This window comes from Rhodococcus sp. T7 (assembly GCF_009872365.1).
Lineage (GTDB): Bacteria > Actinomycetota > Actinomycetes > Mycobacteriales > Mycobacteriaceae > Rhodococcus_F.
Window position 1 is genome coordinate 395,754 of record NZ_WXYH01000389.1, and the last position, 15,505, is coordinate 411,258.

10 protein-coding genes are annotated in these 15,505 nt (G+C 60.9%); 2 read left to right on the top strand and 8 right to left on the bottom strand.

The window, feature by feature from the left end:
- Window positions 1–197 precede the first annotated feature (197 nt).
- Window positions 198–1,802, top strand: coding sequence for an IS607 family element RNA-guided endonuclease TnpB (gene tnpB, locus MLGJGCBP_RS45885; protein WP_012686731.1), 1,605 nt, complete (start codon window positions 198–200; stop codon window positions 1,800–1,802).
- Window positions 1,803–1,889: 87 nt separating this feature from the next.
- Here tnpB and MLGJGCBP_RS45890 read toward each other — a convergent pair whose 3' ends face one another.
- The 8 genes from MLGJGCBP_RS45890 to MLGJGCBP_RS45925 all read right to left on the bottom strand — a co-directional run bounded on the left by MLGJGCBP_RS45890 (window position 1,890) and on the right by MLGJGCBP_RS45925 (window position 13,553).
- Complete coding sequence (locus tag MLGJGCBP_RS45890) at window positions 1,890–2,486, bottom strand: hypothetical protein (protein WP_012686732.1); 597 nt, start codon at window positions 2,484–2,486, stop codon at window positions 1,890–1,892.
- Complete coding sequence (locus MLGJGCBP_RS45895; protein ID WP_158306526.1) at window positions 2,456–2,617, bottom strand: hypothetical protein; 162 nt, start codon at window positions 2,615–2,617, stop codon at window positions 2,456–2,458. Before MLGJGCBP_RS45895 ends, MLGJGCBP_RS45890 begins: the two co-directional genes overlap by 31 nt.
- Window positions 2,614–3,099 (bottom strand): hypothetical protein, encoded by a 486-nt coding sequence (locus tag MLGJGCBP_RS45900; RefSeq protein WP_308821638.1) that lies wholly within the window; start codon window positions 3,097–3,099, stop codon window positions 2,614–2,616. The genes MLGJGCBP_RS45895 and MLGJGCBP_RS45900 overlap by 4 nt, the downstream gene beginning before the upstream one ends.
- A gap of 150 nt (window positions 3,100–3,249) precedes the next feature.
- The gene (locus tag MLGJGCBP_RS45905) at window positions 3,250–3,981 is read right to left on the bottom strand and encodes a hypothetical protein (protein WP_012686734.1); all 732 of its coding nucleotides are present in this window, start codon (window positions 3,979–3,981) and stop codon (window positions 3,250–3,252) included.
- Entirely contained in the window at window positions 3,981–9,356 is a 5,376-nt protein-coding gene (locus MLGJGCBP_RS51035) for a telomere-binding protein (protein ID WP_012686735.1), read from the bottom strand. Before MLGJGCBP_RS51035 ends, MLGJGCBP_RS45905 begins: the two co-directional genes overlap by 1 nt.
- Window positions 9,357–9,547: 191 nt before the next feature.
- Entirely contained in the window at window positions 9,548–9,805 is a 258-nt protein-coding gene (locus MLGJGCBP_RS45915; protein WP_012686736.1) for a hypothetical protein, read from the bottom strand.
- A gap of 1,196 nt (window positions 9,806–11,001) precedes the next feature.
- Window positions 11,002–11,970 carry a ParA family protein gene (locus MLGJGCBP_RS45920; RefSeq protein ID WP_005574273.1) on the bottom strand — a complete coding sequence of 323 codons (969 nt, stop codon included), beginning with the start codon at window positions 11,968–11,970 and terminating at the stop codon, window positions 11,002–11,004.
- Window positions 11,971–12,884: 914 nt separating this feature from the next.
- Window positions 12,885–13,553 (bottom strand): hypothetical protein, encoded by a 669-nt coding sequence (locus tag MLGJGCBP_RS45925; RefSeq protein WP_012686738.1) that lies wholly within the window; start codon window positions 13,551–13,553, stop codon window positions 12,885–12,887.
- Window positions 13,554–14,079: 526 nt separating this feature from the next.
- On the opposite strand from MLGJGCBP_RS45925, the gene MLGJGCBP_RS45930 reads away from it, so the two are divergent.
- Complete coding sequence (locus MLGJGCBP_RS45930; protein ID WP_236580915.1) at window positions 14,080–14,640, top strand: hypothetical protein; 561 nt, start codon at window positions 14,080–14,082, stop codon at window positions 14,638–14,640.
- The last annotated feature ends 865 nt before the right edge of the window (window positions 14,641–15,505 follow it).

Here is a 15,505-nt window from a genome sequence, read left to right on the forward strand (position 1 = left end):
CGCTGTACTTCCGTGGTGCTGCCATGCTCTCCATCCTTCACAGGTTTGAGAGCCTCCGACAGACCCGGGGCGATTCAGGCTGATGATCTGGTGTGTGAGATGACCGAGGTGATGACGTTGCGGTGTGCCCGCCTGTACGGGCAGCGCAGTGCCCGTCGCAGTGACGCCGCTGCCGTGACCGCCGCGCCGGACCGCCCATGACGGCCACTGCTGCACTTGCTGATCCCACTGCCGACATCGCTGCGCCGGATCCGTCTCGGGTGGTGATCCGGGCGTTCGTGTACGTTCTCGATCCCACCCCGGGGCAGGTCGAGGCGTTGCGTTCGAATTGTGGGGCACAGCGTTTCGCCTACAACTGGGCGCTGTCGCAGGTCAAGTCGAACCTCGATCAACGGACCGCGGAACGATCCTACGGTGTTCCGGATGCGGGATTGACCCCGTCGATGTCGTGGTCCGCGTACAGCCTGCGCAAACACTGGAACACCGTCAAGGACGACGTCGCGGTCAACCCCGAGACCGGGCAGGTGTGGTGGTCGGCGAATTCGAAAGAGGCGTACAGTTCCGGGATCGCGAACTGCGCAAATGCCTTGTCGAACTGGTCAGCGGCGCGTTCAGGGAAACGTGCGGGGACGATGAGGTTTCCTCGATTCAAGAGCAAACGTGCTGCATCCTCGTGCCGGTTCACGACCGGCTGTATCGGCTTGGTCACCACCGACGGGGATCGCCGCCATGTCCAACTTCCCCGGATCGGGGTGGTGCGCACTGCCGAGTCGACCCGCAAGCTGGCGCGTAAAACCATTGCCGGGACGGCCCGGATCCGGTCGGCGACTGTGTCGTTCCGGCGGGGTCGCTGGCAGGTGTCGTTCTCCGTCGAGACGCTTCTCCCTGCACGAGCCCTCCCGCCCACCACGACCGGTCCGCGATCGGTGGTCGGGGTCGATGTGGGGGTCAAGCACCTCGCGGTTCTCTCGACCGGTGAACTGATCGAGAACCCGAAACACGCTCGCAAGCAGGCGAAGAAGCTGCGGCGCCTGCAACGCCGAGGAGCTCGCCGCACCGGCCCGGACCGCCGTACCCGCCAGCAGCCCTCGAATCGGTGGCTCCGCACGCAGGACCAGATTCAGCGGATACATGCCAGGGTCGCCAACAGTCGCCGCGACCACCTTCACAAACTCACCACCCAACTCGTCCGCGTCTACGACACCGTCGTCGTCGAAGACCTCAATGTCTCCGGAATGAGCCGATCCGGTGGCGCCTACAAGCGTGGGTTGAATCGCGCGATCGGTGATGCGGCTCTCGCCGAAATTCGACGGCAGTTGACTTACAAGACCGATTGGACTGGCACCGGTCTGCATGTGGCGGACCGGTGGTATCCGTCGAGTAAGACCTGCTCGAACTGTCAGGCAGTGAAAACCAAACTGCCCCTTAATGTTCGGGTGTTCGTCTGCGACCACTGCGGTTACCGCGGCGATCGTGATCACAACGCTGCCCTGAACCTCGCTGCACTCGCGGTGTCCGTTGAGGATGGCACGTCTCCGGCGAGTTGCGGACGAGACGTAAAAGCAGCCCGACAGAAACCAACCATAAGACCCGCCACCAGCGGGCAGACGGTATCGCTGCGGGAACACCACACACCAGTGGTGAACGTGGCCGGAGCAACCCGGCCACTCATGCCGAGTACACAAAAAAACACTCAGCGTGAACGGCAGATGGTCAGTCCGCCCCCGTCCCCCCGTCCCGTCGTCCCCGTCAGCAGGACAACACCGAATCTACCCACTTGTGTAGGAAAAAACACTACCTGAACAGCGAAAACGTCCCCGGCACACCCGGGTGCCGGGGACGTTTGGTATTCAGCGACTGACTGACGCTGTAACCGAGTGACTATCCCCTCAACGCTGAGATCGGCGTTTCCGCGGTCCAGATCCGCCCAAGGACTGCTTCCGGACGCTGTCGAGTGTCGCCCACAGCGCTTCGTTGTCCAGATCGCTTCGGTGCTTCTCGATTGCAGACACGAGCTGGTCAATCACTGCCCGAGCCGGCGGATTGAACGTCATTGCTGCCGCACCCGCCCAGGCGAGCGGTTCGTCCTCGCGCTTCAGGATCCGATCGAGCGCACCCTCACACCGATCGAAGAACTTCTCGGTGCGCTTAGTTTGATTGTCATCCTGATCGTTGGCTTCGAGCGCTCCCTCAGCAAGATCGAGAAATCCATTGATGATCCTCGTCGCGCGGTCACGCAGCACCGGGTCGAACCCGAGAGATGACCAGAATCCGTTCCACCGCGTGCGGTAACTGCGGTCCGAACTGAGCGGCACAAGGTGATCGCGTATCAGCCGGCCGAGGCTGTTCTCGTCCAGCTCACGCAGCTGACGCGCCAAGAGTGCTGGCTTCGATGCCTCGGGCAACGGCTGCGGATCTTTCACGCGCAACCATGGGTGCGGCCCCACCGAATCGATCACGGCAGTGAGCGGCCCGACGATGACCACGAAAGATCGACCTTACGACGGTGCGCCCCCTCGGCGTTGTCATCGAGCACGAACTCCGAAAGCAGCGCCTTGGCTCGTTTCTCGACAGAGCTAGCTTCGTTGTCCATGTTCATCTCCTTCTCGTTTGTCATCTCAACTCCTTCGACACAGCTAACACCGACAGATCGACTGCCGGCGCGTCGTTCGACCACACATGCGTACGACCATGAGGAAGCAACTCCGGTAGCGGGTGCAACCTCCACGGCTCGATCTCATCGAGCACTTCCTGAGCAAGCACGACACCATGGAAACGCGTCGGCACCGTCGTGACATCGACGATGGAGCCGCGGCGTCGGAACTCACTCATCGAGCGGGCCGAACCGTTGCTGATCACAATCTGCTTCCAGGGCTTGCCAGTGATGTCAAGAATCGCCACGACGTGTGGTTCGAGCCAACCCCGCTCACGCCAAACAGGCAAAATTCCTTTGTCCTTCGGGAGAGCGATCTGGGCGATCGCCTCGCGGGCGTAGTCGGTCTGCTGCCGGCCCCGCAACTCAGACTCGGCGGCTGGCAGACGCAGCTGCTCGAGTCGACGATGTGGGACGGCCGCCAACCGGCGGTTGGAGCCGGCCAACCATCGCCTAACGGTGCGCGACGAGACATGCATAGCGTCCGCGACCGCCTGCACGTCAACACTTCCACGTGCAGTTTCGCCGTAACAGGTCCGGAGCATCGCCTCGAGACGTTTGCGCGTCCAGCGAGGCCCTCGATGGACGACCACAACTTACCGTTCCACGTCGAAGCTGTTAATTTGAAAGAACTCCCACCCACCGACGTAGTCCTGCGCTCGCGTGTTCATCCAGTCGGTCATTCCCTTGTCGCCACCGCGTTCATACGCACTCCACATCGCCTCGACCTGGTCAGGCGTCAGCGCCAAGGTGATCAACCGATCCCGGGCATACTCCCGCGGTCCCGGACCCTGAACAGCATCGATCCTGATCTTGCCGCCGTACTTGGCCAACGCCTTACCTTGTTTGCTGCTTCGCATAGTCGACATCGCCGCGCGACGTGCGCTCTGCGTAGAGGCCGCTCGTTTGGCCTTGTGGGCTAGGGCTTTGAGGGTCTCAGCTCGTGGTTTGGCGATTCGCTGCCGACCTTCCGGGGCCAACCAGCGTTCCACGGTGCGTCGAGAGACCCCAAGATCGCGTGCTGCGGCGGCAGTGTTGATTTCGCTCCGTTTGCCGGGCCCGTAAGCGGCAAGTAGCTGAGCCTTGAGGTTGGCGGATCCAGGTCGACCGGAAGTGTCGGAGCCTCGGCGTCCGGTCAGCTTGCCGAAGAATTCCGATTGCATCTTTCCGCGCTCAGCGCGCAGCACTTCACGCACCGCTGTCTGGGTTACACGGAGTTCCTTGGCGGCTCTTACGACATTGATCTGGTTGTCCACCACAGAGCCGTAGTCCGCCAGACTGTCGGCGATCCGCGAATAGGCAGTGCGGCTGAGGGGCTTCCGTGCCATCACGAGTCACTTTCCGCGCTGATACCGGCGGACATCCACTCAGCCGGTGCGATCAGATCCGACTTGCCCCGGTAGCCCTTGCCGTCCAGGTACTGCTGATGTTCGGCGAGGAGTGCGGATCCTTCCGGCTTGTACTGGCCGAAACCACGTCCGAATTGCTTCGGTCCTCCAGGCCACGCCAGCTTGGGATCGGATTCATCCGACACGTAGAGCACGGTGTCTTTGGTGACTGCGACGGGCCATTGTCCGGTGTCTTCGCCGATCTGAGCTATCCGGTACATGATGTTGGCCCGCGACTTGGCGACGATGTGGTGGTGACGCTCTGGTGAATATCCTGGGCGTCCTGCCAAGTGCAGATCGGAATTGAGAATGCCGATCGTGTGCGTATAGATGACTTTGTTCTGTTCGCGAGCCAACTGCGCGTCGAGATCGTCCTTGATGTCCAAGGCGATGCGCGCATCCCGGATCCGTTCGTACCACGGGACGAGGACCCGTCCGTGATCAGGCCACACGTAGGCCTCCAGAATCTCGGGTTCGTACCCGAGACTGCTGGCGCGTTCGAGGGTGGGTGTAGTCACCCACTTCGGCTCGGAAATTGACAAACCCATCGGGTTGAGAGGATTCGGGAACCGCCAGTCCGCGGACTCGGGGATCTCCACGAGCCAGTACCCGGGGAGCTTGCGATCGAACGGTAGTCCGTTCGAATGATGCGCAGGTTCGCCGATCGGAAGTTCGAGGCCGGCGATTCCTGCCGCGTACGAACCGCCGCGGTCGAAGGCATGGACGTAACGGCACTTCGCTTCGTCGTCAGACAAGGTCCGTGACCAGTCGATATCTGCCTCGAAGATCTGGAACTTCTTGGCGAACTCGGCATCGGAGGGTGCGAATACGCGCTTCCATTCCTTCGGCCGGGCGGCGATCATCAGGTCGATGCCCGTCGATGCCGGGCTCACAGCCCAGGGGAAACGCAGAGCATTTGCTAGGAGTGACAGGCGTCGCGCCAGTGTGGCGGGTGCCGGCGAGTCACCAAGAATGGGCATCTCCTTGGGGTCCTGGCTCATGCCGGAGGTCAGTGTCACCCAGACACCACGGGTTTCACCTTTCCACACTCGCGTCCAAGTGCCGAGGCGGTCCCCCTCCTTGCCGCCGAGCTGCCAGCCCTCGGAGAGAGCCTCTGTGACGAACGGAGATTGTGCGGTCAGTTCCTTGAGCCTGTCGTTTCGATTGCGCTTGCCCAGACTGCTGGTGTCGATTCCCATGTGCTGCGCCATCGCGTCGGTGATCCAGATCTGCCCAGGCACCGACCATTTGTCGGACGTCCACGTGCCGAGGTTCAACGTCGCTACGAGCTCCGCGACATCGCCGACATGGGTGATCTGCGAGGCAAGGTCGTGACGGGTGCCGTCGGGAAGCCAGGCGCCATCGACGTCGAGTACTGCCGCGGGTGCGGTGAAGGTGGTCCGTGCATCTCCTGCTGCAAGTTTCGGTGCCGGGGTTGTCGTGGTCGGCTGGTGCGTGGTCTCCGCCGTCGCGACGATGGCCGGCGTTGCTGCAGCAGTCTCACGAGACGTCGTTTCGACGGGAGCCGCCACCGGCTCGTCCTTCACCATTGGCGAAACCTGTCCGACTGTGTCGCCGGTTGCTGCAGCTGCTGATCGGGTGGCGGCGGTGCTTTGCCACCAGCAGGGAAGGTGCATCACCAAGCCGTCGATCTGCCATCCGGCGTCCTCGCCGCCACACAGGGCGCAGATGGAAACCGGTGAAATCTGCACTCCATCAGCGGTATGCCCTTCGGCATCGGTCTCGATAGCCATCTCAGGCTCCTGTTCGGAATGAGAGCTGGTCAGGCTCATGACTTCGTTAGACGAATCACCCGAAGCTACGCCGGACCCTGGACTGTTCAGATCGGCGATCCAACCATCGAACAGAGCCGGACCACCGGGCACAGGCGTGGAAGAGTCGCTGGAATCGCCACCGAGTGTCGGGTCACTTGATCCTGCATCGCTGGTTACTTGGTCTTCCGGACCATCGCTACCGAGCAACTTGTGCAGCCGCAGTGCAACCATGCGCTGCCTGCGGTTTTCGCACTTGACCATCCGCTGCACCGTGTACCGCGGCATTCTGCCTTTCCGTTCCTCCGCGATCAGCACGCCCTCGTCATAGAGAGCCCTCAAGGCGGTACCGCGATCGATCTGCAAGGTATCGGTCATCGTCTGACCAGTGGCTTTCAACACCTGTTCGAGGGCCATCGGGTCCAACAAGACTTGTGGTTGACCATCGCACGGCCGCGGGTTGGCCACGACATATCCCAATCGAACGCCACGACCTTCCGCACGCCATCGAGGGGTGCCGTCGGATGTTTCACCCACCACACTGCGCCGCCATCCAAGACATGCCGCCATCGACCAATCCGATGGAGCTTGCCCGGTGTCGACGTCCTCCACGTAGGCGTGACCATTTCTCAGTGCGTGTACCAACAACTCCCGTACTCGCGCACCGGTCCGCATTGGCAGATCTGGGTCAGTCGCCGCAGCAGCGGCATCAGACAAGCCCATCGTGACCAGGTCCCCGACCTGCGCGACTTCGTTCTCCGTTAACGCCCCTACATCAACAAGGAAACGTGACATCGCATGCCAGCCCGCCCACAGAGACCCCAAAGCGTCTGCCTGACGAACACTTTCGCCGCTCGTGCGCAAACGCTCGCTATACCGCTCACCTTCGGCGAACGCCTCGGCGCGGACAATGTCCAACCGAGGGCATAACCATTGCAGGTACGTGGCCATCAACAAGGCGCGGCCATGACGGGAATGCGCAGTATCGAGTTCCTTCAAAACGTTCAGTTCGATTTCCCGCGCCTGCAGCGGCACCACGAGCATCCGCTGAGCTGCAGATCCTGGCCGCGGCATGATCTCGGAGGTGACCAAAGCAGACGCGCGGGGCGGGGTTCCGTCCAGAACCCCTAGACCATCACGTGTGCTTCTCGAGCGTTGCTCACCGTTGTGCACCATGCGAGCGAACTCTTCGAGCGCCTTCTGCGCAGTCCCGAAGTCTCGGGTTGGTGCGACATCGTCCGCCCAGTACAGAGCATCTTTTGCGGCGTTAAGCTTGATCCGCAATGCATTCAATGTGTCGCCGTTGCCCGACATCGATGTCGCCGGTCGCCGGCGATCCCATTTCTCTCCCCAGTGGTGCATCGCCAATGACGCGAGTGAGGTCTTGTAGCTGTTAGGCGATCCGACCAACGTAAGAACCCACGGGTTCGGACCCAATGCGGACCTGAATACCTGCCCAAGTAGAGCGGCCGAAACTCGCGTCGGGGTGCGTTCGAGCATCGAGCCGGAATGACGAAGGAATGCTTCTCGGATCCTTACCGGGTCGGGCGTCGGTGCGGGAAGGTCATACATCTTCAGGGGGCCGGTCAGCAGAACAGGGGCTACCCGTCCGCCATTCTCGTCGATGGCTCCCCCAGCATGAACGAAGAACCACTTGCCCTGATCATCGCGGCGCCACCCTGTCGAGCGGTATCGCACCACCCGTCGGATTTCGCGCCCACCTGCGCCCTTGAGTGCATCTCGCAGCTTCGCCACTCCGCTGGGGCGAGAGTCGTAGGCAGGCGGACCCGGCAAGGTATCGACCCAGCCGCAATCCCGGTACTCCTTCGCCGGAATCCGGATCCGCAGAAACTCTCGGCTCTCCGGATGGGTGTAGCCGATAACCACCGCGGTGAGTTCTTGAGGTGCGGCGGGGTTGACTTCACTCTGACCGGCCATCGCTGCTCGACCCATCAACTCCGGCTCGTCGACGTCGATACCCGCATCGGCAACTTCGAGATACTCCATCTCAACGATCCGCGCATCGAGGTCCAGTACGAGTTTCGCCTGTTGATCACCGCTCTTGGTCGTGACGATTTCGACCAAGTTCCCATCAATGATCCGATACACCGGAGCAATAACATTGCGCCCCCGGATGCTGTTCAGCGGCGTAGCCAGACTCTCCGAGTCGGACCAGACCCGCTGTGAATCAACGGGGCTGAGCGAGTCCTGAACCGCACCCGGTACGGGCTCAAGCTCGGGATCTTGCAGAATCGGTGGAACAGGAACTCGCGCGACATCGTGTGTGGCCCGAGCTGCAACGAGCGCGGCACGCCATGCGGTCATGGCATTCTCGACCGCTTCTCCCGCCCAATCGGTGCCTTCAGCCGCGGCCTGCTGTCGAACTTTGTCCAGAAGTTCAGTCAGATCCTCGAAACGTCGCTCCGATTCGAGCGCCCACCGCTGTGCGCGTCGGAACTCTTCGTCTCCGTCCCGCTCACTTGCACGATCAACTCTGGCGGTCGCCTCTGCCAGCGCAAGTTCGATTAGTGCTTGCTTCTCGATTACGTCGGCAGCGAAGCCGTGGGCAGCGACTTCCCCAGCCCGAACAGGGATGAGGCCACCCCACATCGAGTCGGTCGACCAATGTCCGTCATCGACGTGGTCAGTAAAATCAGATTTGGGTTCCGCCGTTGCGGACAGCAAGAGCTGGACCTGGGCGCCACTGCCACCCAACAGAGATGCGAGTTCGATACCTCGCTTCCATCCGACGGAGTCGCGATCGAGCACGATGCGAACCTCAGCGCCTTCGAAAAGGTCAGCACATGAGAGAGGGAAGTTCAGTCCGCCTTGAGCATTGGTCGTGGCAACCAGTCCAAGCGACTCGGCTGTCTCGACATCCTTCTCCCCCTCGAGTAACCACACAGGCGAATGGCTCGAGATTGCTGACAGCAGTTCCGGGAGTCGATACAAGACCGGTTCAAAACCCTCCGGCTTACGTCTGAGCCGGGTCCCTGCGGCATCCACGAAAATCTGTCGGAACTGCTTGTGCCGGCCAGCTTCACAGCTCGTGCATTCCTCGCGGATTACCTCCTGCACCAAAGTGCCGTCTGCAGATACATACGAGTAGACCTTGACTCGATCCCACCGGTGTTGAGCATCAGGTGTCACGTCCGGAAGCGCGATCCGGGCGGGAAGTCGTCCACCCTTCGGCCGGCGCCGCCCGGCACCACGTCGTCGGGGAGATCGGCCTACGCGTGTAAGCGCATCGCGATCAGGCAGCGGTTCGTCGAAGAGGTCCGTCATCGACAAACCCAGACCCTCGGCGATCTCCGAGACGGGAGCTTCACAGCCGTGGCAGTGAAGCAGCACCATTCCTCCCCTATGCCCATCGACCCAGGTCACGGACATCGACGCGTGACGGTCTCCATGGATCGGGCACCGCGCCATCAGTTGGGTCGAGCCGCGTTCGTTGACCCCGCCATTGCGTTCGGCAGCAGCACGAACCCGGTCGAATGACGACATCCGACCGATCTGAATGGTTCCAGCAGTGATAGCAGTCACGAAGCCGCCTCAGACACACGCGCCACGAGATCTGGCAAGCGCGGTGCGGCCCGGGTTAGTATGGGCACAGGTCCCCTCCAGGACTCGTATTTATGAACCAGGTCCCCTCCAGGACTCAGTTCGTAATCAACGGAACGAAGGACCCCCGCAGGCCGGCAAGCAGTGGGGGTCTTTCGCTATCTATGGCCAGGTCATGCCGAGATTGAAAGTTCGTTGTCGGACGAATCGGAGACCGCATAGCGCTCGTCGTGCGCCCGTAGTTTTTCCGGGTCCAACTTCTTGAGGATGTAGTCGGGGACATCCAGGTTGTACGCACGGGCCATGACGAGCAGGGCGTAGTCGCCGAGCTCGAGTCCGAGCTCTTCGGCGCGTGCTTCGTAGAAGCTGTGCTGTTGAAGGGGTGCACGAACTGATATGCACTTGCGCGTTCCCTTGTGTGGCCGTCCCATGCGAAGAGCCTAAACAGAAACTGCTTCGGAAACGTTGAATGACGTGTTGTCGGTGTGTCGCCGTTCATCGTGCATCCCCTCACCTTCACCAAAAATCCGCTTCTGGTTTGAGGAAGATCCTTCGACCCAGCGCTGTGTGACAGATGGGAAACAAAATCTTCGTCGCCGCATCATGCCGCGGTGCATGGACTGTTTGACCAAACTCGCCCGACCGCGGTTTCAGATGAACAACAACCCCTACGTGTGACCTGCGGGGCGACTCGGTGGGGAGTGGGGGGATTGGGAAGAAATACCTGATCAAACGGTAAAATCCACTCCCCACTACGGTGGGGAGTGGGGTGGGGAGTGGGGTGGGGAGTGGGTTCAAAGACACCTGAAGTGCCTTCGCACGCACCACCGCTGAGCTTTCGGGAAGCGATCAAGAGGTAGGGCGGCGAGGTTCTACTCCCCCACCGCCCTACCCCATCGTCACTACCGAGACGCCGTCCGAAGATGCAGCGACAAGACGCCAGCGAGAAGCCGGCTTCGGGACTTCGATCCCACCACCTTCACCTGAGCGTCAAGCCAGTCCCTCTGTGCCGTCGTGAACCGGAACCACGTCTCAACGGGACCCTTGACCGCGAATGGCTCCTGATGCATCGGGATCCCGGCTGCGGATCGCCGGGCCACCGGCTGGAACAGGCTGCGAAGTCCCGCGATCCCAACAGAATCGAAGGCCTCGATAGCCACATCAGCGTGATCACACCTACTTTCGGCCGCGCGGCTCTGCAGTGCATCACGCGTGGTGCGATCCAGGTAAGCCGTCACGGTCACCTTCCCGGTTTCCGTCGAAGGTTCGACATCATCGTCGAGGACCGGGGTCGGGTCCGGGACAGGCTCATAGATTGGATCCTGCTTTTCGACGGGTGCAGGTGGTGGGGTCGGTTCTGGTTTACGAGCCGGCTCGGAGCGAATGGGCGCCGTAGTGGTAGGAGCGGGTGGTTGGGCCTGAGCTTGTGGCGGCTCCTGCGCTGCAGGCGCCTTCTCGACATGCCGAGACTCCTCCGCGGCTGGTTCTACCTCGGTGATCGGGGTAGAGCGCCGAGGCTGGGTGGGGTTGCCTGCAGTCGGAAGGAGGCCGGCTAAACCCTCCGCTCGGTTACCTTTCGGAGCGAAAGCACTGGCAAGGCTCTTGCGGCGGGGAGTGCTGGTTTCGGTCATGCCGATGCCACCTCCTCGCTGATGGTCGACAGACGAACGAGGATTTCGCGTGTCAGTTCTGCGTAGTCCTCGGCCAACCCGGACGCATTGCGCGAAAGTATCTGATCCGTCGGTTTGGCGCCCTTCTTCAGTGCGGCGAAACGTGCGACTTTGGCGACTTCGGTCTGCTGTTCCAGCTCATGGACCAGCAAGCCCTCCCGGCGGGCATCGTAGGCCGTAGATTCCATCGTCCGGATCCGGGATTCGAAGATGGGGGCGGCATCCCCGATCATCTCGTTGACGGATTGGCGGATCTTCGCCGTGAGCTTGGTTGAACGCGAACCCACACCGAACAGGCAAATACCTGCCAACTGCAGCCGTGGGTTGACAGCCGGTAGATTACGGTCTGGATCACCATCGCGTGTCGCCGAGAACTGGCCGGCAATTGTTTCCAACCCGTCGAGGCTTGCGTCGTCCGCCCTGACTGGGATGACCACAGCCTGGACGACCTCCATCAATGCCTCCATGATGGTCAAATCACCGGGCGGAGTGTCGAAGATGATCACGTCATAGTTATGCGCAACCTGCAGGAGCATGGCGCGAACGAGCTGTCCGAGCCGCTTACCACCCTGACGCTGCTGGCGGGAAACCATGACGGCAGCCAGGTCGAACATCGCGGGACCACCCGGCACCACATCGAGATTCTCGCGGCCGCCGACATTGTGGACGATCGGAGGCGCGGACCCTTGCAGGAGCGCGGTGAACAGTTCGGATCCGTCACGCTTGTCGTAGCCCAGATCGCGGCACAGGTTCCCCTGGGGGTCGAAGTCACCGATCAGAACTCGGTATCCGGCGGCGGCAAGGAGTCCGCCGCAGTTGGCGGCACAGCTTGTCTTTCCCACTCCCCCCTTGCCGTTGAAGAATCCGAACGACACCGGCAGTTCCTGCTGCTCTGCAGTTGAGGTCTCGACGACGTGCATGGACATGGCAGTTCTCCCATTGGACTTTGGTTGTGACGAGTGGTTCCCCAGTGAAGCTAGCAGGATTCCTGGACAACTTGCCGTATGCCACGCGGGGCAGACCGTAGGTAGATCTGCGTGAGCAAACGCGTGAGATACAACGGGCGCAACCGTATGAGGCAACGCAGGTAGTTCGGCAGGTCATCATGCCTGGTAACTGGCGTGATAGTAGACGTGGTGATCGGCATGAATACCAGCGTGGAATCAAGTGTGTCATTCGGCAGGTCAATCGGCGTGGTCATACGCATGGCGACACGCTGGTTAACCTACGTGAGGACATGCGGCATGGCACGCGTGAACTCTGGCGGTATTAAACGCGTGACGAGCACCTAGTTGTCCTGCGTTGACTTACGTAGGAAGACACGCGTGAGACGTCGCGTGAGAGCATGCGTGAAGCATTGCGTGTCATACCGCGTGACCATCAGCATGAACAAACGCGGGACAGACTGCCGGATGTCAAGTGGGACAAACTACGTGGACAGATGCGTGATCTTCTGCGATGGCCCGAACGTGGCTACATGCTTGTGTCAACACGTGCACACGGGCGTGATTAGACGCGGGAGACCAGTGCAGGTGCTTGCACGTGAACTAATCCTGTCGCTTATGCGGACAACATCACTGGTTGTAATACGTGAACCGATACGTGCCCTCGCTGCGGGTCCGAGTGCGAGGGGGTAAACCGAATGAGATGCGTGACCGAGTACCGCAACTGGGCGCTAGGTGCAGTGCGTGAGATCGAGCTGGCACCCGACCGGAAGGCTCTGCGGATCGAACGTTGAGTGCGAGGCCTGACAGCGTGAAAGGTGAGAAGTCCCGTTCGCGTGAAGATATAGGGAATCACTTGCGTGAACACATGCGTGAAACGCTCGCAGAACTGTGTCCTACCTGTACTGATTCGGTCGTCTGCGGGGATCGCCGACCGTGCCGCGCCGGCTTCGTTGGAGGCTGATTCGATGGTGGAGGCCCGCGATAGTGATGACGCCGATCGCATCGGCGATGTCCTGAGCGCGTCGCTGTCTGTCGAGCTCGACGACGAGGTCGATCACGGTGTCTTCGAGGATGTTCTCGGCGGCCTTGTACAGGTCCCAGAGCTGCTTGAGCTCCCATGCCCGAATCAGAGGGTTCGAGAAGTAGAGACCATCGACGATGCGATGAACCCGATCCACCTGGGCATTTGTTCTATCTGCAGGGCTTGACCAGGTCGCAAAGTGTGAGCTGGCCGAGCAGTCGTCGACCGTCGAGTCCAGTTCGGCGGCGACAGTCACCCAGGAGGTGGGACAGATAGCCCGTCGGGCTTGCCTGACTGCCTCGCCGAACGCGCGTTGACAGACTGCGGCGTACTCGGTGGCAGCGCGCCGGCCCTCGTTCAGCTCGCGCAGATCCATCAGGGAGGTGAAGTCGTGGCGGCCGCGGGTGAACTCTGTGGCCGCGAGAAGCGCCTCACTGCCGCTCCATTGGAAGCGAGACTGCCTACATTGATCGCGGTGCCAGCGCAGATCCTCGACCCACGGAAGGCCAAGCTCAAGGCCCTCGCCATTTGGCACCGTCATATGAACATGATGCCATCATGCGGTGTGGGTGTCACCCATCGTTACGCAATCGTCCCGAATTCTTCTAAGTGGTAGATGCAGTTCCCAAACAAGGTATCCCGAACGTGAAAGGATAGGAAAGCGGAAAGCAATCAATATTAGTTCGAACCAATCTCTAGGCCGTCCCATCTGCATCCCATGAGACTGGCAAGATTGCGTGTGCTGGCTATCAAGATTGCATAGAAACATCTCGAAAATTGTTTCATCGCTATTTTGGGATGATATTGGTACGACACTGGGACGGGTATGCATGTGAATCAACTGTGGAGGCATGTACGTCCGCACTGCTCTCTTTGGTATAGGCATGAGTTGGTCTATGTTGTTCATATAACATCGCGTTTCACGTTGAAGGTGCGCTCCTAGGGCACTGTTGACGGTATGTACCGCCGAGCCGAGTAGTCCAGGGCGGGCTGTATAAAACACATCAAGATCATTTGGGTACGAGCGAGTGCCTCTCGCTCCCTGTTCAGCATCGGAGTACATCGTCGTGACGCAGGAACATGGTCGACCTCAAGCCACTGGGGAACACCGTCCGTTGGCTTCGACCTTTCGATCGCCGGCTGCTCGATCGGTCGAACACATCGCATCCCAGTACATCGAGGGATCTGATGATGTGGAAGTTGAACCGAATCGCGAAGCGCCACCTGAGCGTGGGTCGGTGGCAGACGCGGACGGCGGTGGGAAGTCGTCAAGCGTTCGGGTTCCGGCAAAGTGCCACGCAAAGCTTGAGCAGCTTCGTGAGCAAACGGGAATGACCAACGGTCAGATCTTCATTGTCGCGATCGAGGCGACGCATGAGCGTCTACCCGAGCTGTTGTACCCCGGTGGACGAATCGGGGGAGGGCTCTTCGCGCCCCGTGGCATTCGCCCCAAATCGTCACGTGACGATTCTGAAACGCAAGTGACATACCGCCTGTTCAAGTCCGACTTCGACGTCATTGATCAACTCGTCGTCGATCTCGCCGCGAAGTCGCGGTCCCATCTGATCACAGCGGCTCTGACCGGATACTTCTTCGGGGACGACGAACGCACACAGGCGGCAGAGTAGCGCCGACGAGCCCTACTTCTTGTTTGCGACTACTACCCAGAGCGCGAGAACAATCATCGGCGCAACAGCGACGGGGACGGCCAGAAGTGAGTGGACAGTCGTCCCGGTCGCGGCCAAACCATCGATCGCGCTAACGAAATAGGGCCGCAAGAAACCCACAACCCCGCAATGTGACGACCGCGAAGGCGCCGGAGGATTCGGGATTCGCGGTGGGATCTGGAGATCGCGTCGGGGCATCTGTCGCTCAGTTCGTCATCGGGTCGCCAGTGGCAGTCCGACCTGCAGCTGCGAAATGTTCGAGCGCGTCGAAGCAAGCGGCGGCCGCCTTTGCCATCTGAGCGGCGCTGTGGCGGGCGTTTCGGAGGGAAACGCCCCAGCAGAGAGGTTGCATGTCTGTTCCGCAGTGGTGTGTGGGTCGGTGGTATCCCTAGAGCGCCAGCTGTCAGTTTCCTGATATCAGCGCTCTGATGCCAGGTGGGGGAGAGGTTGACCTCGGCGAGCAGTCGGGTGAGCAATTGCGTGTGCGCGTCGCCGTGGAATCCGCCAGCGATGTGCCCCTCCATGCGTCCTCGTGCGAGTCCGGAGGCCGAGTACCGCACTCGCGTCCGCAGTGAGCTCGCTGTGACTCGGAGAGGTAATGTTCCAGTACCTTCCGGTGCTCGTGTCGATGACGGCGATGTCCCGCACCTGGTGAATGCTGCCACCGCTCCCTGACGTCGTCACGTGTACGACGAACAGATCGCGACCACGGTATTTTGTCAGCGGTCATGTAATTCCCCAGGTTGAGGGGTTTGTCCGTCACGTAATTCCCCACCCGGCCGTCACGTAATTCCCCACCCTGGGGCGTGTCGGCCGGGGTTCCGGC